We start from the raw sequence: 26416 nt of genomic DNA on the forward strand, positions 1-26416 counted from the left end.
TCGCCCGAATGATTGTTAGATATCCAGACAACCTGCCACCGCCCGCCGTCACCCGGCGTCACAGCACCGGCGGCGGCATCCCTGCGACGATGCCGGTCGCGATCGCGATGTCGTCCGCGAGCGGCCGGTCGTCCTGGTACGCGGGCACGCGTTCGCGCACGTGCCGCCATAACGTATCGGTGGGTGCGGCCCGCGCCGCGCCGTTCGGCTGCAGATCGTATGCCTGCGCGGCCGCCAGCATCTCGATCGCGAGCACGCGCGTCGTGTTCTCGATGATGTCGAGCGCCTTCAGCGCCGCCGGTGTCGCATGGCACAGGTGATCTTCCTGCAGCCCCGACGTGATGCCGCCGTCGAGGCTCGCGGGCGCCGCGAGCCGCTGGTTCTGCGCGACGAGGGCGACCGCCGTGTACTGCGCGATCATGAAGCCGGAGCACGTGCCGCCCGGCGTCGCGAGAAACGCCGGCAGCCCGCTGACGAGCGGATTGACGAGACGGTCGAGACGCCGTTCGGCGATCGCCGCGACCTGGGCCATCGCGGCCGCGAGGCTGTCCATCGCGAGCGCAATGCCGGCGCCGACCGCGTGCGCCTGCGAATGGACGGCCGGTTCGTCGCGCGTGCCGGCGACGATCGGGTTGTCGGTGACGGACGCGAGTTCGCGATCCACCACTTCCGCCGTCACGGCGAACACGTCGCGTGCCGCGCCGTGTACATGCGGAATCGTGCGCAGGCTGAGCGGATCCTGCGTATGCCGGCCGCTCGCCGCGCCGAGCATCCCGCTGTCGGCGAGCAGCGCGCGCAGCCGTGCGCCGACCTGCCCGATGCCGGGCGAAACGCGTAGCGCGAGCGATGCCGGATCGAAGGAGGCCAGCTGTCCGCCGAGGTTCTCGAAGCTCATCGCCGCGACCCAGTCGGCCCAGTCGAGCAGCCGCTCCGCGCGGGCGAGCGCGAGCGCGGCCAGCCCCGTCACGCACGGCGTGCCGTTGACGAGGCTCAGCCCCTCCTTCGCACCGAGCACCAGCGGCTCGCGGCCGATGCGGCGCAACGCTTCGTCGCCGCGCATCCGCTCGCCGCGATGGCGCGCATGGCCGTGACCGATGCAGACGAGCGCGACGTGCGCCATATGCGTCAGATAGCCGACCGACCCGTGCGCCGGCACCTCCGGCAGGCAATCGTGTTCGAGCAGCGCGACGAGCTGGTCGACGACATCGGCGCGCACGCCGGAATGGCCGTGTGCGTAATTGTTGATCGCCGCCGCGATGATCGCGCGCGTTTCCGCCGCGCCGAGCGGCGCGCCGACGCCGACCGCGTGGCTCATCAGGATATTGCGCGACAGCGTGCTCTGCTGCGCCGGCGACACGATCACGTTGCACAGCGCGCCGACGCCGGTGTTGACGCCGTATGCGCGGATGCCACGCGCGACGATTTCATCGACGAGCTCGCGTGCCGCGGCGACGCGCACGCGCGCTTCGTCCGTGAGCGCCAGCGGTTCGCCGGCGGCCACCTCCGCGATCTGCCGCCAGTCGAGCGGCCTTGCCGAACGGAATACGGTCATGACGGCCTCAGTTCGCGGCGCGGTCGTGATGGCTCGACACGAACTGCCGGAAGCGCTCCGAGCACTGGCCGCCGAACAGGTCGCCGGGCGTGCCGTCCGAGTCGACCTCGCCCTGATGCAGGAACATCACGCGATTCGACACGTGGCGTGCGAAACCCATTTCATGCGTGACGACCAGCATCGTGCGCCCTTCCTCGGCGAGCGAACGCATCACGCGCAGCACCTCGCCGACCAGTTCCGGATCGAGCGCCGACGTCGGTTCGTCGAACAGCATCACCTTCGGATGCATCGCGAGCGCACGGGCGATCGCGACGCGCTGCTGCTGGCCGCCAGACAGGTGTGCCGGATAGTAGCCGCGCTTGTCCGCGAGGCCGACGCGCGCGAGGAGCGCCTCCGCTTCCTCGACCGCTTCGGCGCGACTGCGCTTCTGCACGCGCAGCGGGCCTTCGACGAGGTTGTCGAGCACCGTCATGTGCGACCACAGGTTGAAGTTCTGGAACACCATCCCGAGCTGCGAGCGAATCCGGTCGACCTGGCGCCGGTCGCCCGGCTGCAGCTTGCCGTCGCGCGCGCGCTTCATCTTCAGTTCCTCGCCGGCGAGCGCGACAGTGCCGTCGTCGGGCGTTTCGAGCAGGTTCAGGCAGCGCAGGAACGTGCTCTTGCCCGAGCCGCTCGCGCCGAGGATCGAGATCACGTCGCCTTCGTGCGCGTCGAGCGAAATGCCCTTCAGCACGTGGTGATCGCCGAACGACTTGTGGATGTTCCTGACCGACAGGGCAACGGGAGCAGCGGTGTTCATCGGATTCTCCTGGAAGGATGGATGCGCTCAGGACGCGACGCGCCGGGCGTCACGCGCGGCCGCGGCCGGCGTGCCGGTCTGCTTCGGCGCGCGCAGGTGGCCCGACAGCCGCCATTCGAGCGCGCCGAGCACGCGCACGACAATGAAGTTCAGGCCCAGGTAGATGAGGGCCGCGCACACGAACACCTCGGTCGTCCGGTAGGTCTGTTGAATGATCTGCTGCGCGACGCCCGTCACTTCCCACACGGTGACGAGGCTCGCCAGCGCGGTCGACTTGACGAGCAGCACGGCTTCGGTCGAATACGCGGGCAGGCACTGGCGCAGCGCGATCGGGCCGATCACGCGACGCAGCAGCGCGAAGCCCGACAGGCCGATCGAATAACCGGCCTCGATCTGCCCGACCGGCACGGCCATCAAGCCGCCGCGCAGGATTTCGGCCGTATAGCCGGCCGTGCACAGCGCGAGGGACAGCACCGCGCACACATACGGTTCGCGCAGCAGCGGCCACATGAAGCTCTCGCGGATCACGCCGAACTGGCCGAGCCCGTAGTACACGAGGAACATCTGGATCAGCAGCGGCGAGCCGCGAAACACGAGGATGTACGCACGCGCGAAGCGGTTCGGCAGCCAGTGCGGCGACACGCGCATCGTGACGATCACGAGCGACAGCAGGCCGCCGAGCACGAGCGATGCGAAGAACAGGCCGAGCGTGGTCGGCACGGCCGCGAGCAGCTGGCGCAGCGTGTCGAGGAGAAAGTCGAAATCGATGGACATGCGATCGCTCCGTCAGTTGCGTGCGAAATTGCGGCGGAACGAGCGGCCGACGATCGCTTCCGCGCGGTTGAACACGCGGTTCGACAGGCCCGTCATCACGAGATAGAGCGCCCCGCCCGCGACGAAGAACACGAAATACTGGTGCGTCGAGTTCGCGGCGATCTGGCTGGTGCGCAGCAGCTCGGCGAGCCCGGTGACCGAGATCAGCGCGGAGTCCTTGAGGCTCAGTTGCCACACGTTGCCGATGCCGGGCAGCGCGAAACGCAGCACCTGCGGAATCAGGATGCGGCGCAGTACCATGCTTCGCGGCATGCCGATCGAGCGCGCCGCTTCGAGCTCGCCCTTCGACACGGCCAGCACGGCCGCGCGATACACCTCGGCCTGGTACGCGCCCGAGATCATCCCGACCGCCAGCGCGCCGATCACGAACGGCGGCACGCCGATGAAGCCTTCCGCGCCGAACCACTGGCCGACGGTCGTGACGAGCGTCGAGCCGCCGAAATAGAACAGGTAGATCACGAGCAGTTCGGGCACGCCGCGAAACACGGTCGTGTAGAGGTCGCCGAGCACGCGCGCGCTGCGGTGGCGTGACAGTTTCGCGGCTGCGACGCCGGCGCCGATCACGGCACCGACCGCGAGCGCGGCGAGCGTCAGCGCGATCGTCATCAGCGCCGCGAGCAGCAGGACGCCGCCCCAGCCTTCGGTTCCGAAGCCCAGCATTTCAAGGATGGCCATGCGTGCCTCCCGGCAAGCGTTGAGTGGATCGGCGGGATGCGCGCCGCTGCGCGACCGTCGGGTCGCTCATGCAGCGGCGGCCGCGCGTGTGCTTACGGCGTGACGTCGGTCTTGAACTACTTGTCGGCGAGTTTCTTCACGGTGCCGTCCGCGAGTGCCGCGCCGATCGCCGCGTCGAACTTCGTCTTCAGGTCGGCATCCTGCTTGCGGAACGCGAGGCCCTCGCCCGGCCCCCAGATCGGGCCGCCGAGCTTCGGGCCCGCGAGCACGATCGACGCGTTCTCCTTCTTCCCGGTGTTCGCCGCGTAGTACGTGACGTCGTCGAACGATGCGTCGATGCGGCCGGCGACGAGGTCGAGATCGCGCTCGGGCGACGTCTTGTATACGCGGATCGACGCGATGTCCTTGAAGCCGTCGTTGATGAACTTCGTATAGACGGTGCCCGACTGGATGCCGATCGTCTTGCCCTTCAACTGCTTGCGCAGCGCATCGACGGTTGCCTTGTCCGCATTCGCGTCGCCGGTCAGCTTGACGATCGGCGCGCCGGGCGCGGCCTTCGGCAGGATCTTCGTATCGGTGACGGCGAACGTCGCGGGCGTGGCCGCGTACGGGCGCGAGAACAGCAGGATCTTCTCGCGCTCCGGCGTGATCGAGATCGCATCCATCAGGATGTCGAACTTGCCGGCCTGCAGGCCCGGAATCATCCCGTCCCAGTCCTGCGCGACCATGTTGCACTGGACCTTGATCCGCTCGCACACGTTGGCGAGCAGCTCCGGTTCGAAGCCGCCGAGCTTGCCGCCCGGCAGCGTGAGGTTCCACGGCGCGTAGCCGCCTTCGAGCGCCACCGTCACCGTCTTCCATTCCTTCGCCTGCACCGGCGCGGAGAGAGTTGCCGCAGCCGCCGCGATCGCGCCGATCGTCCTGATTGCCCACTTGATGCGCTTGCCGTTCACGAGATTTCTCCTTGCGTTGAAGTTCGTCATCCCTTCGGTCTGCAAGACGCCTCAGGAATTTGTCTATACAAGCATGCAAGAAGAAAAACGGCCGGACAAGCGTTGATCAAAAAAAACCGCGTAAACGCGGGAAATCCCCTAAATACAGGGCTCTGACGCGCCTCTTCGCGGGGAATTCAGGCACGGATTTGGTGCAGGATGGATGGACAAATCGCAAGGATGACTAGACAAATTTTGAATTCGATCACTCGACGCGTGCTGCGCGACATGCGGCGGCGGGCAACTCGACCTCGCGCAAATCGGGGCGCTGACCGGAGCGCCGGTTCATGCTCGATCGATTGTTTCGGGCGCGGGCTTGGCCGGGATCAATGGGCCGTGCCGCCGCTTGCGCTGTCGGTCATCAGGAAGGCAGGCCTGGATCGTGGCCGCGTGCGCAGACTGCAAAGGGATCGGTGCGGCCGATAGGCCGGTGTTTGGATGGGGGGAGTGCCCGGTTGCTGACGTCAGTGCCGGATGCACGACGTTTCCCACATATTGGCAAGGACCGAAATCGCGCGGCACGGCGTGAAGACGAGCCGGGAAATAGTCTGACCATACGTCGGGCGTCACCGGGAACACGCCCCTGCTTCGACTTGCTGCCACGGTACGCGGCGACGAAGCTGTCGGTGAAACGGTCGAATTCCCCGGGCGGGCGGGCGACGCGTACACATGCGCCGCGTCGTCGTGCGGCCCGACCGCTAGCGGCGGCGCCGGCGTGGCGACGGGTTTCGGCCATGCCGCGAACGCCGTGCGTGCGGCGCAGAGGCCCGCCACCATCCGCGCCGGGCATGTCGCGCGAACGTGCTTCGTGACCGCCGCTCCTTCCCGTTGCAATCGCCTGGAGAACAGACGATCAGCCTCGACCGCCCCCTTCCCCGCTTCGCACGTCGCCGAGCATCGTGACGAGGACGAGCGCGGCGATCAGCCCGAGATGTTCGAAGAAGCTGTTGAGCGCCATGAAATGCGCGGCGCCCGTCTGGTTCCAGAAGTCGTTCGCCACCGCCATCGCGACGAGCGTCAGCATGCCGAGGCCGCCGGCGCCGAGCCACGTGAAGCGGCGAAACACGATGCACAGCGAACCGCCGATCTCGACGACGACCGCCAGTGCAGCCCACAACGCGGGCGGGTGCAAACCGAAATGCGCCTGCTCCGCGATTGCTGCGTCGAAGTGCATCGCCTTGTTGACCCCGCCGATCAGAAAGGCGGACACGAGTGCAAGTCGAACCAGCGCGCCGATCCACGGCTGCGCGAGCAGCGCACGGATCCACGCGGGGCTGTACCGGCCGGTTGTCGTCGACATGTCAGACCGCCCAGCAGGAACAGCCGAACGCGCCCCAGAAGCCCTTCGCGTCCGACGTCGGCAATGCGCTGCCCCACGCGCTCGCGTGCGCATGCTGGTGCACGTTGCACGCATTCGCGCAGCCGCACATCGCGGCGGCCGCCGCCGCACGTTGCAGCGGTGCGCCGCTGCGCTGCGTCGCGCCCCAGCCGCCGTAACCGCCGTACTCGCGCACCGGCGACCAGTCCGGCATCGCGGGCGGAATCGGCGCATCATGCGACGCGAACGGGCCCGCGCCCCACACGATCCGGCCGCCGACCACCGTCAGCAATGCGGTCGTGCCCGCGATGTCGTCCTCCGCGCACGCGAAGAAGTCGCGATCCGGCACGACCACGTCGGCCAGCTGCCCGACCGCGATCCGCCCTTTCTTGCCGACTTCGTTCGAGAACCACGTCACGTATTCGGTCCACATGCGCAGCGCGGTCTCGCGGTCGAGCAGGTTGCGCTGCGGATACATGCGCAGCCCGCCGATCGTCTTGCCCGTCACGAGCCACGACAGCGATACCCACGGGTTGTACGACGCCACGCGCGTCGCGTCGGTGCCGGCCGACACCTTGAGGCCCTTCGACAGCATCTTCGCGACCGGCGGCGTCGCTTCGGCCGCCTGCGCGCCGTAGCGCTCGACGAAGTATTCGCCCTGGTACGCCATCCGGTGCTGCACCGCGATGCCGCCGCCCAGTGCCGCGATACGATCCATCGATTTTTCGGTGATGGTTTCCGCGTGATCGAAGAACCAGTTCAGCCCTTCGAGCGGGATGTCCTTGTTCACCTTCTCGAACACGTCGAGCGCGCGGCTGATCGTTTCGTCGTACGTCGCATGCATGCGCCACGGCCAGCGGTTCTGCGCGAGCACGCGCACGACGCCCTCGAGATCGTCTTCCATCTGCGCCGGCAGGTCCGGACGCGCGACGCGGAAGTCCTCGAAGTCGGCCGCCGAAAACACCAGCATTTCGCCCGCGCCGTTGTTGCGGAAGTAGTCGGTGCCGTCGTGATACTTCGTGCTCTTCGTCCAGTTCACGAAGTCTTCCTTCTCGGCGTTCGGCTTCTGCGTAAACAGGTTGTACGCGATCCGGATCGTCATCTCGCCCGCGTCGTGCAGCTTGCGGATCACCTCGTAGTCGTCCGGATAGTTCTGCGAACCGCCGCCCGCGTCGATCACGCCGGTCACGCCGAGACGGTTCAGTTCGCGCATGAAGTGGCGGGTCGAGTTGTACTGGTATTCGAACGGCAGCTTCGGCCCCTTCGCGAGCGTCGCGTACAGGATCGTCGCGTTCGGGTTTGCAAGCAGCAGCCCGGTCGGGTTGCCCGCGGCATCGCGCAGGATCGTGCCGCCCGGCGGCTCCGGCGTGTCCTTCGTGTAGCCGACCACGCGCAGCGCGGCCGCGTTCAGCAGCGCGCGATCGTACAGGTGCAGGATGAACACCGGCGTATCGGGCGCGGCCGCGTTGAGTTCGTCGATCGTCGGCAGGCGCTTCTCGGCGAACTGGTGCTCGGTGAAGCCGCCGACCACGCGCACCCATTGCGGCGCGGGCGTGATCGCCACCTGCCGCTTGAGCATGTCCATTGCAAGCGCGAGCGACGGCACGCCGTCCCAGCGCAGTTCCATGTTGTAGTTCAGGCCGCCGCGTATCACATGGCAGTGGTTGTCGATCAGGCCCGGCAGCGCGGCGCGGCCCCCGAGATCGACGACCTTCGTCGCGCGGCCCGCGAGCGGCATCACGTCCGCGTCGTGGCCGACCGCGGCGAAGCGGCCGTCCTTGATTGCGACGGCGGTCGCGACGGGGTTCGCGCGGTCGAGGGTCGTGAACCTTCCGTTGTGAAGGATCAGATCCGGTTGGGACTCGGTTGCGGTCATGTGCGTCACCTCGTATCGATCAGAAGCCAAAAAGCTGTTTGACGGCGGGAATGGCCTGCACGCCGATCACCATGCCGAGCAACCCGACAAGGGCAATCAGCGGCGGCGCCGGAGAACGGACCTTGATCGCGCTGTAGATCACGCCGATCAGCAAACCCGCGCCAAGGGAAACCAGATAAGGTTCCATACGATCAATGTCCCGGTCAGGTTGAAATGCAGGCTCTACGTCCTGGAAAGCAGGCGCGGGCGACGTCCGTGAAGCAGTCACGGCAGCCGCCCGCGTTTTTCATGGAGCCGATGGCGCGTATTCGTGCAGGACACGCGGCATCGGCACGGGCAGTCGCAACTGCCCGCGATTACTTCGCCGGAACCGGCGGAATCGACTCGTGCGGCGTCGCCGTGCGCGGTGCAGCCTTGTGAACCATCGTGTACGCGTAGTCGACACCCATCCCGTACGCGCCCGAGTGTTCCTTCGCGATCGCCATCACCGCGTCATAGGTCTCGCGGTGCGCCCAGTCGCGCTGCCATTCGAGCAGCACCTGCTGCCAGGTCACCGGCACGACGCCGGCCTGTACCATCCGCTGCATCGCGAAGTCGTGCGCGTCCTTCGACGTGCCGCCCGACGCATCGGCGACCATGTAGATCTCGTAGTCGCCTTCGAGCATTGCGCAGAGCGCGAACGTCGTGTTGCAGACTTCCGTCCACAGGCCCGACACGACCACCTTCTTGCGGCCGTTCGCGGCCAGCGCGTCGCGCACCTTCTGGTCGTCCCACGAGTTCATCGACGTACGTTCGAGCGTCTTCTGGTTCGGGAACACGTCGAGCAGTTCGGGATAGGTATGGCCCGAGAAGCTCTCGCTCTCGACCGTCGTGATCGTGGTCGGGATGTTGAACACCTTCGCGGCCTTCGCGAGCCCGACGACGTTGTTCTTCAGCACCTGGCGATCGATCGACTGCACGCCGAATGCCATCTGCGGCTGCTGGTCGATGAAGATGATCTGGCTGTTGTGGGGAGTGAGTACTTCAAGCTTCGGATTGCTCATGGCGGTCATATCCTTTGACGCGGGAAAAGAGAGAGCCAGCCTCACCGGCCAACCGGGAGGCGCCCACTGCGCTGTGACGGGAGGTTCGCGTACCAGCCGGTGTCATTCAACACGCGAATTCATCGTAGCGCCAATTAATCGACTTGATTAATAAAAACCCTAAATTCAGGTCTTAAAAGATCTTAAAAGCCCCGAATTAAATACGCGCCTCCGGAGCAGACCTGCTACGCTCCGAATTGATTTTCCGATCATCGACCGGTCGGTATTTATCCGTATTTTTCACACGGTTGTCATTTCCCTTATCCGAATCATGACGTCCTATATCGCATCGTTATTGGCCGGCATTCTCGCGGGTGCCGTCTACGCGTTGATCGGTGTTGCATCGCCGGCGCCGCCCACCGTCGCATTGGCCGGCCTGCTGGGCATCCTCGCCGGCGAACAGATCCTGCCGGTCGCCCGCCGCATGCTGTCCGGGATCCAGCTGAAAACTGCGTGGAGCGACGCGAAGTGCGGCCAGCACATGTTCGGCACGCTGCCCGGTGCGCAGGCCACCCGGGCCGCCGCGAAGAAAGGGCCGTCGACACCGGCCTGACGCGCGCCGATCGAGGGCGCCTGGATCGCGTACGCGGCGCAATTGTCGTGAACCGTGTTGGAGCCGGGCGTGCTTGGCGATAACATGACAGCCCGATGCCCCCGTGGAATTCATCATGAAGCTGTCATTCGAAGCGCTCGAGGCACTGGACGCGATCGACCGCACCGGCACGTTCGCCGAAGCCGCCGAGCTGCTGCACCGCGTACCGTCCGCGCTGACCTATCTCGTGCAGAAGCTCGAAAGCGATCTCGGCGTCGCGCTGTTCGACCGCAGCGGACGCCGCGCAAAGCTCACGCACGCGGGACGCGTGGTCGTCGAGGAAGGCCGCCGGCTCCTGCATGCGGCCGAGCAGCTCGAACTGAAAGCGCAGCGCGCGCAACAAGGCTGGGAAACCGAGGTGCGCATCTGCATCGACGAGATCCTGCCATTCGAGGCATTGTGGCCGTACGTGCATGCGTTCTACGGGCTCGAGATGAACACGCGGCTGCGCCTGTCCACCGAAGTCCTCGGCGGCACGTGGGATGCGCTGATTTCGCGGCGCGCGGATCTCGTCGTCGGCGCGGCGGGCGAGCCGCCTGAACTGCCGGACATCGTCGCGCGGCCGATCGGCTCGCTCCGGCACGTGTTCGCCATCGCGCCCACCCATCCGCTCGCGGCATTGCCCGAACCGCTGTCGATGGCGTCCGTCGTCGAGTATCGCGGCGCCGTGATCAGCGATACGTCGCGCGAGCTGCAGCCGCGCTCGGTCGCGATCGATGCCGGGCAACCGTATCTCGCGGTCCCCACCCTCGCCGCGAAACTGGCCGCGCAGTGCGAAGGGCTCGCGGTGGGCACGCTCCCGGATTGCATCGCGGCACGCGCGATCGCGCAGGGCAAGCTCGTCGCGCGCGAGGTGACCGGCATGCGCGACACGACGCAGTGCTATATCGCATGGCGCGGCGACGAAGCCGGACGCGCGCTGCACTGGTGGGTCGACCAGCTCGCTCAACCCGATCTCGTCGACCGGTTTACCGCGCTCGTGTGATTCCACCGCCCGCGGCTTGCGTTGGCCCCCGGCCGCAGGCAACCGCCCCGCATCAGCCGAACGAATCGTGCAGGCGCTTCATCTCCTTCTCGAGCCACTCGATCAGGTTGAACGACGCGTGCGCACTCGCGGCCGGCGGGATCATCATCTTCTCCTCGGTCGCGATGTGTTCGGACAGCGATTCGCACATCAGCCGCCCGAGTTCGGGCTTGCGCGCGATCAGCGGCGACAGGTCGCCGCTGCTCAGTTGAAACGCCGTCACCGTCGTCACCGCATGGACGCTCGCGTGCAGTTGCGTGCCGGCCAGCACGACGGACTGGCCGATCGCGTCGCCCGGCGCCATCCGCCTGACCTCGATGTCCCCCGCCGCGCCCGGCACGAACACCGACGCGACACCGGCCCCGACGATCGTCAGCAGGCGCGTATCGGCATTCGATGCATAGATCACGTCCCCTTTGTGGAACACGCGTGACGCGAGCGCATCGGCGAGCACCGCCAGATCGTCGTCGCCGAGCTGCCGGAAGAGTTCGACCGCGCGCAGCAGCCGTTGCCCGCGCGACACCGGCCGGTGCGCAGCGGCCGTCCCGCCCAGCGGGCGCAACGCGATGTCCGCGGCGGCCAGGTGCCGGTGGGCCAGGTCGTAGAGCTGGTTGCGCACGGCGATCTTCTTCTGCAGCGCATCGACGTAACAGACGAGTTCGTATTCGACGGAATTGGTACGGAACGCCTTGACGACCGCAACCGGTGCGGGACGGGGCAGCACGTCCAGCGAACTGGCGGCGGCGCGGTCGAGCGCATCGACGACGATGGCCGGCCGCACTTCCGGATCGATCTCGATCGTCAACGTCACGCCGTGCACGTTCTCGGGTTCGCTCAGGTTGACGATCGTCGTCTTCGCCGCCGTGCTGTTCGGCACGACGACCAGGTTGCCGAGGCCGTCGATCAGCTTGGTCGCGCGCCAGTTGCTTTCGACGATCCGCCCTTCCAGCTCGCCGATGGCCACCGTGTCGCCGAGCCGGAACGGCTGGGTGGTATTCAGCACGAGGCCGGAGAACACGTCGTTCAGCGTGTTCTGGACGGCCAGCCCGAGGATCACGGCCACCGCCCCCGACGTCGCGACCAGCCCGCTCAGCGGCAGGCCCAGCACGTAGCCGAGCGCGGCCACCGCGGCCGCACCGAACACGGCGCCGGCGGCGATGTCGTGAAACAGCCGCTGGGTGCGCCATGCGCGCGGCAGCAGCAGATGGTCGAGCATCAGGCTCAACACGAGCGCGCACTGCAGCCACCACGCGACCCCGATCACCTGGATCGCCAGCCGGTCGAGCCGGTCGGGCGACGGCGGCACCGCGAGCGGGCTCACGCCGGTCGCGAACAGCACATAGGTCAGCGCGGCGAACGACGCGCAACGCCCTATCGCCTTCGCCGTCGAACGGCCGGGCCCGAGCAACCGCCATGCGACGAGATCGACAATGACGATCGGTGCGCCGTAAGCGACCGTGGCGGAAAGGTTCAGCATGAGGGAGCGGGCGGCAAGCGTGACACACGACGCGCGCGGAAGCCGCGCACGCACATCGCCCACGGCCCGATCCGGTGTGTAGCCGCGGGCGGCGAATCGTGGCGCGAAAGGTCGGGCTGGACAGGTTTCATGCGGTAGTCGTTCGATGACGCGCGAAGCCGCCGCGGCGGCACGTGTGGCGGTCGCCGCGCCACACCGGCATGCAGCGGCGCCGTGACCGCGCGACGCTGCAGCGCGAGCCGGCGGCCTGCCCGCCTGCCCGCGCATCGTCGACGGTCCGTGCGTCCAATGTAGACGCACCGGCCGGCCCGGTCATGTGTTCAACCTGAAACGTTCTGAAGCCGCGACGGCCGCGCGCCGCTACGATTCGCGCGGCGGCAGCTCGGTCTCGCCCGTGTCGAGCCCGAGCGCGTGCACGACCGACCACGCGTCGTCCGCGACCTGCGTCGACCCGGCGGTATGGGCAAGCGCGGCCGCATACGCGGCCAGCAGACGCACGCGCGCGTCGTCGCGCGTGCGCGTCTCGTCCATGTCGCGCATCGAATCGAGCGCCGCGCGCGCGCGTTCGCGACATTCGTCGACCAGCGACAGGTCGAACAGGCACGGCACCGCCACGGCAGCCAGCGCGATGCCGATCTCCGCATCGCCGTTCGGCGAAAACGCCCAGTCGAGCGCCGCGCGCAGGTTGCCGAGCTCGCGCCGGATCACGTCGAGCCGCGATTCGCCGAGTGTCCCGCCGTCGTCTACCGGCGCGAGCCGGAACAGCGCATGGAAGTAGTTCGCGTGGGCGCGGGCGGCGGCCGCGCACTCGCCGTTGTTCTCGAGCTGCTGCAGCGCGTACGCACGCGTCGTCGTCAGCAGACGGTAACGCGGTGCGCCGTGCGCGCTTTCGAGACTCAGCAGCGACTTCGACACGAGGCCGGCGATCGTGTCAAGCAGGTCCGCATCGGCCAGCCGCGTGGCGCCGACGATCTCCCGCACCGCGTCGATCGAGAAGGTGCCGCGGAATACGCCGAGCCATCGCAACAGCAGGCGCTCCGCATCGCCGAGCAGACGGTAGCTCCAGTCGTACATCGCCTGCAGCGTCTGATGACGCGGCAACGCCGTGCGAAACCCGCCGGTCAGCAACCGGAAATGGTCGTCGAGATGCGCGGCCAGCACGTCGATGCCGAGCACGGCCGCGCGGGCCGCGGCCAGTTCGATCGCGAGCGGCAGGCCGTCGAGGCGCCGGCACACCGATGCCATCAGCGACACGCTGCGTTCGTCGAGCGGGAAACGCGGATCGGCGGCCTGCACACGCGCCGAGAACAGCTGCACCGCGCTCGCACCCAGCGTTTCCGCATCGTCGGCACCTTCACGCGGCACCTCGAGCGGCGGGATCGGACACAGCCGCTCGCCCTGGATACGCAACGCCTCGCGGCTGGTCGCGAGGACGCGCAAGCCGGCGTCGGATTCGGTCAGCGCGCTTGCGATCCGCGCGGCCGCGTCGAGCAGATGCTCGCAATTGTCCAGCACCAGCAACATCCGGCGGTTCGCGACGCTGGCCAGCACCGCCTCGAGCGTCAGCGATCCGGCGGGCTGCGCGATGCCGAACGCCGCCGCCAGCGCGTCGGGCACGAATTGCGGAGCGGCGACCGTGGCCAGCGACACGAACGCGGCGCCGTCCGGAAAACGGGCTTCGGCGCGCATGGCCGCCTCGAGCGCAAGCCGCGTCTTGCCGATGCCGCCCGCCCCGACCAGCGTCACGACGCGCGCGGTGTCGAGCGCCGCCAGCACCTCGGCGACGGTCTGCTCGCGGCCGACGAGCGCGGTCGGCGCGGCCGTCAGCCGCGACGTCACGACGCGCACGGGGGGCGCGACGTCGGCCCGGCCGCCGACCAGCCGATAACCGCGCCCCGGCACCGTCACGATCAGGTTGCGATCGTCGGCGAGCGCCTTGCGCAACGCGGCAATGTGCACCTGCAGGTTGTTTTCCTCCACGACGGTGTGCGGCCACACGCGCTGCATGATCTCGTCTTTCGAGACCAGGGCGCCGTTCGCCCGAATCAGGAGTTCGAGAATTTCGAATGCGCGACTGCCGATACGCAGCAGTTTGCCGTTCGAGCGAATTTCACGCCTGTCAAGAAATACGTGTAGCGTTCCAATTCGGATCATGAGAATTTTCAATCGATAGCGTGCATCGATGCCCTGTCAAAAATGACATCGACTGGATGCTCATGCTACGGCATTTGCCCCTTGCAATGATTCAAATTATCAGAAGCTACTGAGCAAATTTTTTGAATCGATGAAAGCCGCGATTTTCCCGGCGCCTCCGTGTGGGGCGACGCTGCTCTTGTGCGGCGCGGCATTTCGCGCCCACTGCATGCGAAACAGTGATTCACCCATGAACCTGTTTCGTAGGATAAAAGTTGCGATTTGCCGGAGTTAATTTCTTCGACTCATCAATTAAAAATAGCCGCGCGCCGGATTGGCGGATCGGACCGGGTAAAAAAGACATGCTGGATGTGGCGTAACCGTGGTGTAACCGATTTCCCGGGCGGCGGTCGGTCGGATTTTCCGTTCATAACGATTCAGGCGCCGCTCAGGACATTCAGCGGCGCGGCGCGCAACGATGGATCGATGGCGCCAGCGTCGAGCGACTTTCACCACGCCGTGAGGAACACGACCATGGGCAACCGTATCGCCGGCATCAGGATTCCCGACGCCCCGCTCGCACGGGACGCCGCCGACACCGTACGCGCGTGCGAACCGGAACTGCTGTTCCGGCACGCGATGCGCGTGTTCGCGTTTGCATCGATCATCGGGCGGCGCCGCGGCATCGTGTTCAACGCCGAGCTGCTGTATGTCGCCGCGCTGTTCCATCACTTCGGCCTGACGGAGCGCTACCGGCATTCGCGCCGGCGCTTCGAGATCGACGGCGCGAATGCGGCGCACGCATTCCTCGGAGGATACGGCGTCGCCGCCGACGACGCAGCGGAGGTCTGGCGCGCGATCGCGCTGCATGCGACGTTCGGGATCCACCCGTACATGACGCCGTTGACGGCGCTGCTCGGCGCCGGCGTCGAGACCGACCTCTTCGCGCATCACTTCGACGAGGTGTGCCGGTTCGAACGCGACGCGATCGTGCATGCATGGCCGCGCGGCCCTTGCTTCAAGGATTTGTTTCTCGAGGCGCTCGCCGCGGGCACCGCGCACCGCCCCGCTACCGCGTTCGGCAACGTGTCCGCCGACGTGCTCGAGCGATGCGACCCGGACTATCGCCGGACGAATTTCTGCGGGCTGGTACTCGGGTCGAAATGGGCGGAGTGAGCCGGCCGTCCGGCCGGGCCCGTGCGGCCGCGTCACCGCCGCCACCGCCGGATCATGCGCGCGCGAACGCCAGCAGTTCGTCGTTCAGGCGTTGCGCATGCGTCAGGTACAACGCGTGCGGGCCGCCCTCGTAGACGCTCAGCGTCGCGTGCGGCACGCGCCGCGCCGTGACGGCGCCCGTGAGCGCGAGCGGTGCCGTCTGGTCGTCGTCGCCGTGAATCACGAGCGTCGGCACGTCGAACTTGTCGAGATCCGCACGGAAATCGGTTTCGGAAAACGCGCCGACGCAGTCGAGCGTCCCCTTCAACCCGGCCTGCAGCGCCATGAACGACGTCCAGTCGAGCGCGGCGCGCGAGATCGTCGAAGCGGCCCGGTTCGACCCGGTGAACAGCGGCCAGAATTGCTCGAGGAACGCCGCGCGATCGGCCACGATACCCGCGCGAATCCCGTCGAACACGGCGACGTCGACGCCGTCCGGATGATCGTCGCGCCGCGCGACCAGCGGCGTCACCGAGCCGACCAGCACGGCTTTCGCGATGTGCCGCGTGCCGTGCCGGCCGATGTAGCGGGCCACCTCGCCGCCGCCCATCGAGAAGCCGACGAGCGTCACGTCGCGCAGCCCGAGCGTATCGATCAGCGTCGCGAGATCGTCCGCCAGCGTGTCGTAGTCGTATCCGGTCCACGGCTGGCCGGAGCGGCCGAAGCCGCGCCGGTCGTAGGCGATGCCGCGCAGGCCGTTCGACGCAAGGTGATGCATCTGGACGTCCCACATATCCGCGTTCAGCGGCCAGCCGTGAATGAACACGACCGGGCGCCCGGCGCCCCAGTCCTTGTAGTGAATCGACACGCCGTCGCGGGTCGTGAACGTGCTCATACGGATTCCTCAGTGGTGAAAAAGCGGCGCGCACCGGCGCCGGCCGGCGGACGGGGTGCCGCGTCAGTCGTCACGACCGGGACAGCCGGCCGATGAACCGGTCCATCTCGGTCGCGAGGATCACTTCCCGGTAGTTCGCGGGACGCTTGGCCCCGCGCCATTGCGGCTTGTAGATCGCGTCGCCCGGACGAATCGTCGTGCCGGTCAGCGCGCAGCGCGCGAGTGCGCGCGACTTCGCGCTGATCCAGCGCTGCTCGTCGTAGCGGCAGCGCGTCGGGTCGCTCCACGACACCAGGACCGACGAATCGGTCTGTCGCTCGGCGGCGATGATCGCGCAACGACGGCGCACGCCGCCGCTCGATGCGGCAGATGCATCGTTGCAATGGCGGCGGCGCGCGGTGTCCGGGTCGCGCACAAGCGACGGCGCGCAATGGCGTGCGGCCGGCGACGGGTCGAGCAGCGTCATCACGTGCTCCCAGCGATCGAATGCGTCCATGGCAGATCCAGGCAGGTGAGGCGGGCCGGATGCCTCGCACCCGCCCGCTACGCGATCGTCATCCGCCGCGCGAGCCGGCACCGGCCCGCGACGGGATGACCTGACGCTGACGATAGCGGGCCGCCGCTGAAGAGTCTTGATGCGAGACTTAATTTTTCTGGCCGGCGCGCGCGCAGGCATCGCGCGGCGTGCACCACATACGGGCTTCACGAAAATTCAGCGCGATTTCAGTACAGCCCGCATGGCCGCGGGATAGGCTCCTGTCGGCTTTCGTTCACGGCGTTCGCGCGCCGGCCTGCGCGCGACCTCTCGAACACATGCCGGCTGCCCGCCGGATTGCCGCCTGCGGGCAGATCCGAACCCACCATCTAACGCGGCATCGTTGTACCGCACGTTCAAGGAGACTTCATGCGTCCCGCAGATACCGACGCCCTTCCCTCGGCACGCCGCCGAGACATGCTGCTCGCCGGCGCGACCGCCGTTGCAGCCGCCGCGCTGCCGGCAGCCGCCGCGGCTGCCCCCAAACACGCCGCTTCCACCCATCCAGGAACCCACACGATGAACACGATCACCACGAAAGACGGTACGCAGATTTACTTCAAGGACTGGGGCAGCGGCCGCCCGGTCGTGTTCTCGCACGGCTGGCCGCTGTGCGCCGACGCGTGGGATTCGCAGATGCTGTTCCTGGTGCAGCACGGCTTCCGTGTGATCGCGCACGACCGCCGCGGTCACGGCCGCTCGAGCCAGCCGTCGCAGGGCAACGACATGGACACATATGCCGACGATCTCGCCGCGCTGATGAACGCGCTCGACCTGCACGAAGCCACGCTCGTCGGCCACTCCACCGGCGGCGGTGAAGTCGCGCACTACATCGGCCGGCACGGCACGAAGCGCGTCGCGAAGGCCGTGCTGATCGGCGCCGTACCGCCGCAGATGGTGAAGTCGGTGACCAATCCCGGCGGCCTGCCGATGGACGTGTTCGACGGGATCCGCAAGAACGTCGCGGAAAACCGCTCGCAGTTCTACAAGGATCTCGCGGTGCCGTTCTTCGGCTTCAACCGGCCGCAGGCAAAGGTGTCGCAAGGCACGATCGATGCGTTCTGGGCTCAGGGCATGATGGGTGGCGTGCACGGCCAGTACCTGTGCGTGAAGGAATTCTCCGAGGTCGACTACACGGAAGACCTGAAGAAGATCGACGTGCCGACGCTGATCCTGCACGGCGACGACGACCAGATCGTGCCGATCGACGATTCGGCCCGGCTGTCCGCGAAGATCGTGAAGCACGCGGAACTCAAGGTGATCCCGGGCGGCTCGCACGGCATGTGCGTCGTCGATGCCGCACGGATCAATGCCGAACTGCTCGCATTCCTGAAGGCGTAAGCCGCGCGACACGGCGCGCCGGCGTGACGGCATGACAGTATGACGTCCGGCGCGCCCTTCAGCATTTTTCAGGAATTTTCAGGCCGTCGCGATTCCGCATGCCGCATGCGCCATCGCCGGGATCGCCGCTGCGGCGGCGGGCGCTCACGGCGTACGCGCCGGCCTGAGCAGCAAGCCGATCAGCGCGCCCGCGATCGCGAACGCCATTGCCACCCGGAAGTTGTCGGCCAGCGCGAGCGTGGTCGCCTGGACGCGAACCGCGCGGTCGAGCAGCGCGTAAGTCGCCTGGTCGCCTGCCGCGAACGTCGCGCCGTGTGCGACCAGCGACGCCGCGCCGGCTCGCAGCCGCTCCAGCGTTTGCGGATCCGACAGCGTGACATGCAGACCGACGAGATTCGAATGGGTAGCCTCCATGATGCGCTGGATCACCGCGATCGACGTCGTGCCGAGCTGCCCGCTCAGCAGGCGCGTCGTCTGCACGACCGCGCCGAACGTCAGCGCGTGCTCGGCCGTCACGTGCTTGCCGAAAAAGAAGATCACCGACGTGAGCGCCATCGTCTGGCCCAGTGCCTGCAGCAGCTGCGACGGGATGAAATCGGGTTCGGCCCATACGGGCGTGAGGCGCGCGCCGAGTGCGAACGCGAACGCCACCATCACGAAGCCGGTGACGATCAGCCGGCGCGGATCGACGCGTTGCAGCAGCCATGCGACGCATGGCGCGAACAGCAGCTGCGGGATCGCGATCCAGCGCAGCGTGTCGCCGATTTGCAGCGGGCGCAGCCCGTAGGTGCTCGCGAGAAACGCCGACGGAATGAAGCTCGTGTTGAGCACGGTGAAGCGCACGAGGCCGACCAGCACGATCAGCCATGCGACGTTGGGCAGCGCGAGGTAGCCGAGATCGAGCCCGGCGCTGCGCGACGCCAGCTCGTGGATCAGGAACGCGGCCACCATCACGATGCCGACACACAGCAACGTGACGATCAGCGGCGACTGGAACCAGAACAGCCGTTCGCCCTGGTCGAGCGCGACGCACAGGCACGCGAACCCGCCGGCGCCGAGCACCATGCCGCGCGTGTCGATCCCGGACGCGAAGCGCTTGATTGGTTCGTTGGACAGCGACAGCATCAGGCACACGATGAACGGCACGGTCAGCAGCGCGTTCTGCCAGAACAGCCAGCGCCAGCTCAGGTGTTCGCTGTACCACCCTTCGAGCGTCGCCGACAGGTTCAGCGACATCTCGAGGTTCATCGCATACGCGGCGATGCCGAACGGAATGAGCCGCGGCGGCAGCGTGCGGACGACGAACCCGACGGTCAACGGCACGAACACGCCGGATGCGAAACCGGCTACGCTCTGGAGTGCGATGAACGTGCCGAAGTCCGTGCACAGCGGCAGCATGCTTTCGACGGCCAGGAATGCCGCGGCGCCCGCCAGCAGCACGCGGCGCGTGCCGAACACGAAGGCCGCCGCGATCGCGAGCGGCCCGACGAACATCTGCGACGCGGTGAAGGCGGTGTTGATCCATGCGCCCTCGTCGAAGCCGACGCCGAGCGCGCCGCGTACGTCGGCGAGCCCGAGCGACGTGATGCGCGAGGTCAGCGTCGAGATGATCGCGCCGAGCAGCACGGCCGCGATCGCGGCGATGGAACGAAACGTCGGTATGTCGGTGGCCGGCGCGGCCGGCCCCGGTGTCGCGCCACCGGAGGCGAACGTGGTATTCATCGTCGTGCGGCTCCCGTATTTGAGGCTCGCGCAAGCATAGCGCGATGTGAAGAAACCTGTCCGTTCGATGGAGTTACCCGATCGTGAGCACGAACCCGACGAACCCGACCGACGCGTCGAGCCCGCCGCCCGCCTCCCCCGCGCGCTCGCGCAGATGGCCGATCGTGCTGATCGCCGGCGCCGCGCTGTTGCTCGTCGCGCTGCTGGTCTACGAATACGACGCGCATGAACGCGGCACCGACGACGCGTACGTGACGGGCCACCTGCACGTGATCTCGCCGCGCGTGGCCGGCACCGTCGAGCGCGTGCTGGTGGACGACAACCAGTTCGTGCATGCGGGCGACCCGCTCGTGCGGCTCGACCCGCGCGATTTCGACGTGCGCGTCGCGCTGCAGCGTGCGCGCGTCGCGCAGGCGCGCGCCGATGCGATGCGTGCGAAGGCGCTGGTCGAGCAGGCCGACGCGACGCTCGTGTCCGCGCACGCCGACGCCGAGAAGGCCGAACTCGACTACGCACGGGCGCGCGAGCTGACCCGCGAAACACCGCGCGGGTTGTCGCAACAGGAATTCGATGCGGCCAACGCGGCGCGCAAGTCCGCGCGTGCCCGCATCGACGCGGCGCAAGCGCAGCAGCGCAGCGCGCAGGCCGCATGGCAGGCGGCCGACGCGGTGTCGCACCAGGGCGACGCCGACTTGCGCGATGCGGAGTTGCAACTGCAGTACACGACCGTCGTCGCGCCGTCGGACGGCCGCGTCGGGAAGAAGACCGTCGAGACCGGCGAGCACGTCGCGCCGGGCCAGGCGCTGCTCACGCTGGTCGAACCGCACCCGTGGGTCGTCGCGAACTTCCGCGAAACGCAGCTCAAGCACGTGCGCGCCGGCGATGCCGTGCGGCTGCGTTTCGACGCGCTGCCGGACCTGACCTTCAACGGGCACGTCGACAGCCTGTCGCCCGCGACCGGCGGGCAGTTCGCGCTGCTGCCGCCCGACAACGCGACCGGCAACTTCACGAAGGTCACGCAGCGGGTGCCGGTCAAGATCCTGCTCGACGGGCAGGCGTCGACCGAGCCGCGCATCCGGCCCGGCCTGTCGGTCGTCGTCACGCTGCAAGCCGGCCGGGAACAGCCATGAGCCGCCTCGCCGCGCTGCTCGCCGCCGGCCTGCTGGGCGCCTGCACGATCGCGCCGCAGCCGCTCGCGCCCGTCCCGGTCGGCACCGACCGGTTCCGCCACGCGGATGCGCCCGGCGAACCGGCCCCATCGCTCACCGGATGGCCCGCGTCGTTCGGCGATGCGCCGCTCGTCGCGCTCGTCGACGCGGCGCTCGCCGGCAACTTGGACATCCGTGCGGCCGCCGCGCGCGTCGACCAGGCGCAGGCGCTGCTCGGCGTGCGCGAAGCCGCGCTTTCACCCACCGTCGGCGTCGATCCGTCGTTCAACCGTTCGCGTGTATCCGGCACGGTCGACAATGCGTTGCCGAAGCGGTTGATGCACAACTGGTCGGTGCCGGTCAACGCGAGCTATGAAGTCGATCTGTGGGGCCGCCTGCGCGGCGACGCGGAGATCGGCAGGCAGAACGTGCTGCAGGCCGACGCCGATCGCGCGGCCGTGCGGCTGCGCGTCGCGACCGAGGTCGCGAGCGACTACCTGACGCTGCATTTCGTCGAGGAGGATCTGGCGACGCTCGCCCGCGCGATCGAGCTGCGCCGCACCGCGCTCGACGTGATCGCCGCGCGCGTGCGGGCCGGCGCGGCGAGCGATCTCGACGCGCTGCGCGCGGCGGCCGATCTCGATACCGCACGCGCCGACCTCGCGGACAGCCGGCGGCTGCGCGAGAACCTCGTCGATGCGCTCGCGGTGCTGACCGGCGTGTCGCCGACCAGCTTCACGGTCGCGCCGACCGCCGCCGCGATTCGCGTGCCGGCGGTGCCGCCCGGCCTGCCGTCCGTGCTGCTCGCGCAACGGCCGGACGTCTATGCGGCGGCACGCCGTGTCGACGCGGCATCGCTCGAAACCGGCGTTGCCCGCACCGCATGGCTGCCGACGCTGACGCTGACGGCCCAGGGCGGGTTCGCGAGCCGCGACCTCGGCTCGTTTCTCGAGCGCAACAGCTCGCTGTGGGGCCTCGGGGCGAGCGTGGCCGAAACGCTGTTCGACGGCGGCAAGCGCGACGCCGCGGTAGCCGCCGCGACGGCCGCCACGGCGCTCGCCGACGCGAACTATCGAGCGACCGCGCTGGGCGCGCTGCGCGAGGTGCAGGACGCGCTCAACGACATCGCCGCGCAGAACGAGCGGATCGTGCGCTACGACAGCGCGGCGCGCTCGACCGAAGCGGCCGCGCGGCTGTCGCTGAGCCGCTATGCACATGGCTACGTCAGCTATCTCGAGGTCATCGACGCGGACCGCGACGCATTGAACGCGCAACGCCAGCTGATCCACAGCCGCCAGGCGCTCGCGATTGCGACGGTCGATCTGGTGCGCGCGCTGGGTGGCGGGTGGACGCCGCCCTCCGTCGCACCGCAAAACGTCGCGCAACGCGACGACCGGCTCTGAAAGATGCCCGCCGCGCGGCCGGCCAAGCAACACGACGTGCGTGCGGTCGCGCAAGCCACGGACGCTGGCAACACGGTGGCCGCATGAGCGCCGTTGTCGCCGTCGTCACCGTCGCGGCGCGGCCCGCCACGTCGAAGCCCGCACCGCTGCGCCGCCCGGCCCGCCCCGCGCTTCAGGTTCCGCTCGGCCGGTGCGCGTCCTCGCCGAGGAACCGATGCACGAACGTCACGGCCATCGCCCCTTCGCCGACCGCCGACGCCACCCGCTTGACCGACCCCGAACGGACGTCGCCCGCCGCGAACGAGCCGGGCACGCTGGTTTCCAGGTAGTACGGCCGGCGCTCGAGCGGCCACACGCGCGCGAAGTCCGGGCAGTCGTACAGGTCGCTGCCCGTCACCAGGTAACCGCCCGGATTGCGGATGATGTTGGTGTCGCGCGCCCATTCGGTGTTCGGCGCGCCGCCGATGCAGACGAACAGGTGCGTGGCCGGCAGCACGTCGCGCGCGCCGTCTTCCGTGCGCAGCACGATCGCCTCGAGCCGGTCGTCGCCCTGCAGCGCGTCGACGGTCGTGCCGTAGCGCACCGTCACGTTCGGCATGCGCTCGATCCGGTCGATCAGGTAGCGCGACAGCGTTGCCGCGAGCGACGCGCCCCGGACGATCATCGTGACTTCGCGCGCGTGCCGCGCGAAGTTCATCACGGCCTGCCCGGCCGAATTGCCGCCGCCGACGATGAACACGTGCTTGCCCTCACACATCGGCGCTTCGCTCGATCCCGCGCCGTAGTACAGGCCCGCGTTGAGAAACTTCGGTTCGTCGGGCAGGCCGAGACTGCGGTATTCGATCCCCGTCGCGCAGATGTTCGAGCGCGCGGTCAGGATCGAGCCGTCGGCCATGTCGACGCGGATCTTGCCGTCGACGAACGTCGCGTGCACGCCCTCGCGCATCATCAGCAACTCGACGCCGAACTTCACCGCCTGCTGGCGCGCGCGCTCCGCCAGCTCGGCGCCCGGGATGCCGTCCGGAAAGCCCATGTAGTTCTCGATCAGCGAACTCGTGCCCGCCTGTCCGCCGATCGCGTCGCGCTCGATCACGACGGCCCGCAGCCCCTCGGACGCCGCGTAGACGGCCGCCGACAGGCCGGCCGGGCCGGCGCCGTAAATCGAGACGTCGTACTCGATGAAGCGCGGCCGGGAGACCCAGCCGAGCTTCGCGGCGATCTCCGGCAGCGTCGGCTGGTAGATGCACGTGCCGTCCGGAAACACGACCACCGGCAGCCGGACGTCGCGCAGCGGCGCGATGCCCAGCTCGCGCACGCAATCGGTGTCGGACGTCAGCTCGCACCATTCGTACTCGACCACGCCGCGCTTCAGGAAGTCGCGGATCGCGTAGGCCTCCTTGCTGTGAGGCAGGCCGATGACCTTGACATGCTGCGACTGCGCCATGAGCGTCTCCCGGTGACCGCGTGTCGGATCCCGGCCGGTTCCCGCGCCGGCCGTACGTGTGACTGTAGTCGTCATCGTCGCCACGGCCGCCATGTTTCATAAGAATTAAGGTCCGCGCGCGATGCGCGCCGTCCACAATGAATCGTGTTCCCCCGCTCGCAGCTTCGCGCCGGCCGCGCCGCGAGCGCCCCCCCCCGGCGCCGGCATCGGAGCGGCAGATGGCCACGACCTGCACCCATCTCGGTGAAGCGCGCATCCTGAACACCGACAAGGACTACTGCGAGGAATGCGTGAAGTCCGGCAGCCGATGGGTGCATTTGCGCCTGTGCCTGAGCTGCGGGCATGTCGGCTGTTGCGACTCGTCGCCGAACCGTCACGCCAGCCGGCATTTTCATGAAACGACGCACCCGCTCGCCCGTTCGATCGAGCCCGGCGAGCGCTGGGTCTGGTGCTATGCGGACGACGTGATGGCCGGCGAAATCACGCCGTAACCCGTCGCGCACCGGCATCCGGCACCGTTTTCGACCGAGGGTATACACGGTTCGATCGCGGCTTCTTCTCGCCGCTTTTTTCGACTAGTATTTATCGAACGATAACTTATCTATCGATAAACAAGAGGTCCATCATGACGGTATCCAGACTCGCGCACTACTCGATCCGCACGCTCGATCTCGAGCGATCGTGCCGGTTCTACGAACGTGTGCTCGGCTTCAAACGCGGCTACCGGCCGCCGTTCGACTTTCCCGGCGCATGGCTCTACAAGGGCGGCGACGAAAGCGATTACGGCACGGTCCACATCATCGGCGTCGACCCGGCCAACCCGGACGGGCTCGCGGCCTACCTCGGCGACAAGACGCTGCCGGCGTCGGGTACCGGCACGGTCGACCACATCGCATTCCTCGCGACCGGCGTCGAGGCGATGTGGGACACGCTGCGCGCCGAACACGTCGCGTGGCGCGATCGCACCGTGCCGAGCCTCGGGCTGCACCAGGTGTTCATCGAGGATCCGTCCGGCGTGACGATCGAACTCAACTTCCCCGCCGCCGAAGTCGCGGGGCTGGCACTGCCCGCCGCCGTACCGGCCGGCGACTCGCAAGCACACGGAGACTGACATGAACCACGGCACTTCGACCAAACGCAAGGCCGCGATCGTCGGCGGCTCGCTGGGCGGCCTGTTTGCCGCGAATCTCCTGCTGCGCAACGGCTGGGACGTGGACGTGTTCGAACGGGTGCCCGACGCGCTGTCGGGCCGCGGCGCCGGGATCGTCACGCACCCCGAACTGTTCGACGTGATGCGCGCCGCGGGCGTGCGCATCGACGCATCGATCGGCGTGAAGGTCGAGTCGCGGATCACGCTGGGCCGCGACGGCACCGTCGTATCGGAACGCCGGATGCCGCAGACGCTCACCGCGTGGAGCAAGATGTACCACGTGCTGCGCGCGGCGCTGCCCGACCAGCATTACCGCGCGGGCACGGTCGTCACCGACGTCGCGGACGGCCCCGGGCACGCGTCGGTCACGCTCGCCGACGGCTCGGTCGTGCATGCCGACCTGGTCATCGCGGCCGACGGCTTCCGCTCGGCGATCCGCGAGAAATTCCTGCCGGACGCGCGGCTGCAGTATGCGGGTTACGTCGCGTGGCGCGGGCTGGTCGACGAACCCGGGCTGTCGGAGGCGACCCACGCGACGCTGTTCGGGAATTTCGCGTTCGGCCTGCCGCCGCACGAACAGATCCTCGGTTATCCGGTCGCCGGCCAGGGCAACAGCACGAAGCCGGGCGAGCGCCGCTACAACTTCGTGTGGTATCGCGCGACCCGCGAGGACACCGACCTGCCGAACCTGCTCACCGACGCGACCGGCAAGCTGTGGGCGGGCGGCATTCCGCCGACGCTGATCCGGCGCGAGGTGCTCGACGACATGGAAGACGCCGCCCACGCGCTGCTGGCGCCGCAGTTCGCCGAGGTCGTCGCACGCGCGACGCAGCCGCTGTTCCAGCCGATCTACGACCTCGAAGTGCCGAACATGGCGTTCGGCCGGATCGCGCTGCTCGGCGACGCCGCGTTCGTCGCGCGGCCGCATTGCGGGATGGGTGTCACGAAGGCCGCCGGCGATGCGCTCGCGCTCGTCACCGCACTCGCCACGCGCGCCGACACGCTCGACGCGCTGGGCGAATACAGCGAGACGCGCACGGCGTTCGGCGCGGCGATCGTGGAGCACGCGCGCCACCTCGGCGCCTACATGCAGGCGCAACTGAGGAACGACACCGAGCGCGAAATGGCCGAGCGCTATCGCACGCCGGAAGTCGTGATGCGGGAAACCGCCGTCCCGCCGCATTTCTGAGCATGCACGGGCGCCGTGCGCGACACGCGCGGCGCCCATCGCCAAGCCATGCCCTGCCAGGCCATTCAAGACGAGAAGGA

24 protein-coding genes are annotated in these 26416 nt (G+C 68.1%); 9 read left to right on the top strand and 15 right to left on the bottom strand.

Features of this window, described 5'->3' with window-relative positions; all coding sequences use genetic code 11:
* Window positions 1–58: 58 nt before the first annotated feature.
* The 9 genes from hutH to FOZ70_RS02145 all read right to left on the bottom strand — a co-directional run bounded on the left by hutH (window position 59) and on the right by FOZ70_RS02145 (window position 9089).
* Complete coding sequence (hutH, locus tag FOZ70_RS02105; RefSeq protein WP_059492776.1) at window positions 59–1552, bottom strand: histidine ammonia-lyase; 1494 nt, start codon at window positions 1550–1552, stop codon at window positions 59–61.
* Window positions 1553–1559: 7 nt separating this feature from the next.
* Entirely contained in the window at window positions 1560–2351 is a 792-nt protein-coding gene (locus tag FOZ70_RS02110; protein WP_021158296.1) for an ATP-binding cassette domain-containing protein, read from the bottom strand.
* 27 nt (window positions 2352–2378) lie between these two features.
* On the bottom strand, window positions 2379–3125 hold the full coding sequence (locus FOZ70_RS02115) for an ABC transporter permease subunit (protein WP_021158295.1): 747 nt from the start codon (window positions 3123–3125) through the stop codon (window positions 2379–2381).
* Window positions 3126–3137: 12 nt separating this feature from the next.
* On the bottom strand, window positions 3138–3860 hold the full coding sequence (locus FOZ70_RS02120; RefSeq protein WP_059648604.1) for an ABC transporter permease subunit: 723 nt from the start codon (window positions 3858–3860) through the stop codon (window positions 3138–3140).
* Window positions 3861–3976: 116 nt separating this feature from the next.
* Window positions 3977–4813, bottom strand: a complete 837-nt coding sequence (locus FOZ70_RS02125) for a transporter substrate-binding domain-containing protein (protein WP_219704882.1) — start codon at window positions 4811–4813, stop codon at window positions 3977–3979.
* A gap of 892 nt (window positions 4814–5705) precedes the next feature.
* Window positions 5706–6152, bottom strand: coding sequence for a DoxX family protein (locus tag FOZ70_RS02130; protein WP_021158291.1), 447 nt, complete (start codon window positions 6150–6152; stop codon window positions 5706–5708).
* 1 nt (window position 6153) lies between these two features.
* Complete coding sequence (locus tag FOZ70_RS02135) at window positions 6154–8046, bottom strand: amidohydrolase (RefSeq protein WP_048027062.1); 1893 nt, start codon at window positions 8044–8046, stop codon at window positions 6154–6156.
* A 19-nt stretch (window positions 8047–8065) separates the two neighbouring features.
* Entirely contained in the window at window positions 8066–8233 is a 168-nt protein-coding gene (locus FOZ70_RS02140) for a DUF1427 family protein (protein ID WP_009692709.1), read from the bottom strand.
* Between the two features lie 169 nt (window positions 8234–8402).
* Window positions 8403–9089 carry a hydrolase gene (locus tag FOZ70_RS02145; RefSeq protein WP_059486129.1) on the bottom strand — a complete coding sequence of 229 codons (687 nt, stop codon included), beginning with the start codon at window positions 9087–9089 and terminating at the stop codon, window positions 8403–8405.
* 310 nt (window positions 9090–9399) lie between these two features.
* Between FOZ70_RS02145 and FOZ70_RS02150 the strand changes: the two genes are divergently transcribed.
* Window positions 9400–9681, top strand: a complete 282-nt coding sequence (locus FOZ70_RS02150; RefSeq protein WP_021158288.1) for a XapX domain-containing protein — start codon at window positions 9400–9402, stop codon at window positions 9679–9681.
* Between the two features lie 115 nt (window positions 9682–9796).
* Complete coding sequence (locus tag FOZ70_RS02155) at window positions 9797–10705, top strand: LysR family transcriptional regulator (RefSeq protein WP_042973932.1); 909 nt, start codon at window positions 9797–9799, stop codon at window positions 10703–10705.
* Between the two features lie 52 nt (window positions 10706–10757).
* Here the strand turns inward: FOZ70_RS02155 and FOZ70_RS02160 are convergent, their stop codons facing one another.
* Window positions 10758–12221, bottom strand: coding sequence for a mechanosensitive ion channel family protein (locus FOZ70_RS02160; protein WP_219704849.1), 1464 nt, complete (start codon window positions 12219–12221; stop codon window positions 10758–10760).
* A gap of 360 nt (window positions 12222–12581) precedes the next feature.
* A complete protein-coding gene (locus FOZ70_RS02165) occupies window positions 12582–14375 on the bottom strand; it encodes a winged helix-turn-helix domain-containing protein (RefSeq protein WP_219704850.1) in 1794 nt (597 codons plus the stop codon).
* Between the two features lie 513 nt (window positions 14376–14888).
* Between FOZ70_RS02165 and FOZ70_RS02170 the strand changes: the two genes are divergently transcribed.
* On the top strand, window positions 14889–15530 hold the full coding sequence (locus tag FOZ70_RS02170) for an HD domain-containing protein (RefSeq protein ID WP_219704851.1): 642 nt from the start codon (window positions 14889–14891) through the stop codon (window positions 15528–15530).
* 52 nt (window positions 15531–15582) lie between these two features.
* Here FOZ70_RS02170 and FOZ70_RS02175 read toward each other — a convergent pair whose 3' ends face one another.
* Together FOZ70_RS02175 and FOZ70_RS02180 are read right to left on the bottom strand one after the other, a co-directional pair.
* Window positions 15583–16404: an alpha/beta hydrolase gene (locus FOZ70_RS02175; protein WP_059492772.1), complete on the bottom strand. Its 822-nt coding sequence runs from the start codon at window positions 16402–16404 to the stop codon at window positions 15583–15585.
* 70 nt (window positions 16405–16474) lie between these two features.
* Entirely contained in the window at window positions 16475–16900 is a 426-nt protein-coding gene (locus FOZ70_RS02180; RefSeq protein WP_021158281.1) for a DUF3331 domain-containing protein, read from the bottom strand.
* A 558-nt stretch (window positions 16901–17458) separates the two neighbouring features.
* On the opposite strand from FOZ70_RS02180, the gene FOZ70_RS02185 reads away from it, so the two are divergent.
* Window positions 17459–18280 (top strand): alpha/beta hydrolase, encoded by an 822-nt coding sequence (locus tag FOZ70_RS02185; protein ID WP_219704852.1) that lies wholly within the window; start codon window positions 17459–17461, stop codon window positions 18278–18280.
* 144 nt (window positions 18281–18424) lie between these two features.
* Here the strand turns inward: FOZ70_RS02185 and FOZ70_RS02190 are convergent, their stop codons facing one another.
* The gene (locus FOZ70_RS02190; protein ID WP_219704853.1) at window positions 18425–20002 is read right to left on the bottom strand and encodes an MFS transporter; all 1578 of its coding nucleotides are present in this window, start codon (window positions 20000–20002) and stop codon (window positions 18425–18427) included.
* A gap of 83 nt (window positions 20003–20085) precedes the next feature.
* Here FOZ70_RS02190 and FOZ70_RS02195 point away from each other — a divergent pair, with 83 nt between their 5' ends.
* Both FOZ70_RS02195 and FOZ70_RS02200 read left to right on the top strand, forming a co-directional pair.
* Complete coding sequence (locus FOZ70_RS02195; RefSeq protein WP_021158277.1) at window positions 20086–21132, top strand: HlyD family secretion protein; 1047 nt, start codon at window positions 20086–20088, stop codon at window positions 21130–21132.
* Window positions 21129–22553 (top strand): efflux transporter outer membrane subunit, encoded by a 1425-nt coding sequence (locus tag FOZ70_RS02200; RefSeq protein ID WP_219704854.1) that lies wholly within the window; start codon window positions 21129–21131, stop codon window positions 22551–22553. Before FOZ70_RS02195 ends, FOZ70_RS02200 begins: the two co-directional genes overlap by 4 nt.
* A gap of 172 nt (window positions 22554–22725) precedes the next feature.
* Here FOZ70_RS02200 and FOZ70_RS02205 read toward each other — a convergent pair whose 3' ends face one another.
* Entirely contained in the window at window positions 22726–23997 is a 1272-nt protein-coding gene (locus FOZ70_RS02205) for an FAD-dependent oxidoreductase (protein ID WP_219704855.1), read from the bottom strand.
* Window positions 23998–24215: 218 nt separating this feature from the next.
* On the opposite strand from FOZ70_RS02205, the gene FOZ70_RS02210 reads away from it, so the two are divergent.
* From FOZ70_RS02210 to FOZ70_RS02220, 3 genes are all read left to right on the top strand, one after another.
* Window positions 24216–24488 (top strand): UBP-type zinc finger domain-containing protein, encoded by a 273-nt coding sequence (locus FOZ70_RS02210; RefSeq protein ID WP_027792630.1) that lies wholly within the window; start codon window positions 24216–24218, stop codon window positions 24486–24488.
* Window positions 24489–24622: 134 nt separating this feature from the next.
* Window positions 24623–25108 carry a VOC family protein gene (locus tag FOZ70_RS02215; RefSeq protein ID WP_048027045.1) on the top strand — a complete coding sequence of 162 codons (486 nt, stop codon included), beginning with the start codon at window positions 24623–24625 and terminating at the stop codon, window positions 25106–25108.
* A gap of 1 nt (window position 25109) precedes the next feature.
* The gene (locus tag FOZ70_RS02220) at window positions 25110–26336 is read left to right on the top strand and encodes an FAD binding domain-containing protein (protein WP_219704856.1); all 1227 of its coding nucleotides are present in this window, start codon (window positions 25110–25112) and stop codon (window positions 26334–26336) included.
* Window positions 26337–26416 lie beyond the last annotated feature (80 nt).

This window comes from Burkholderia sp. COPS (assembly GCF_019425585.1).
Lineage (GTDB): Bacteria > Pseudomonadota > Gammaproteobacteria > Burkholderiales > Burkholderiaceae > Burkholderia > Burkholderia cepacia.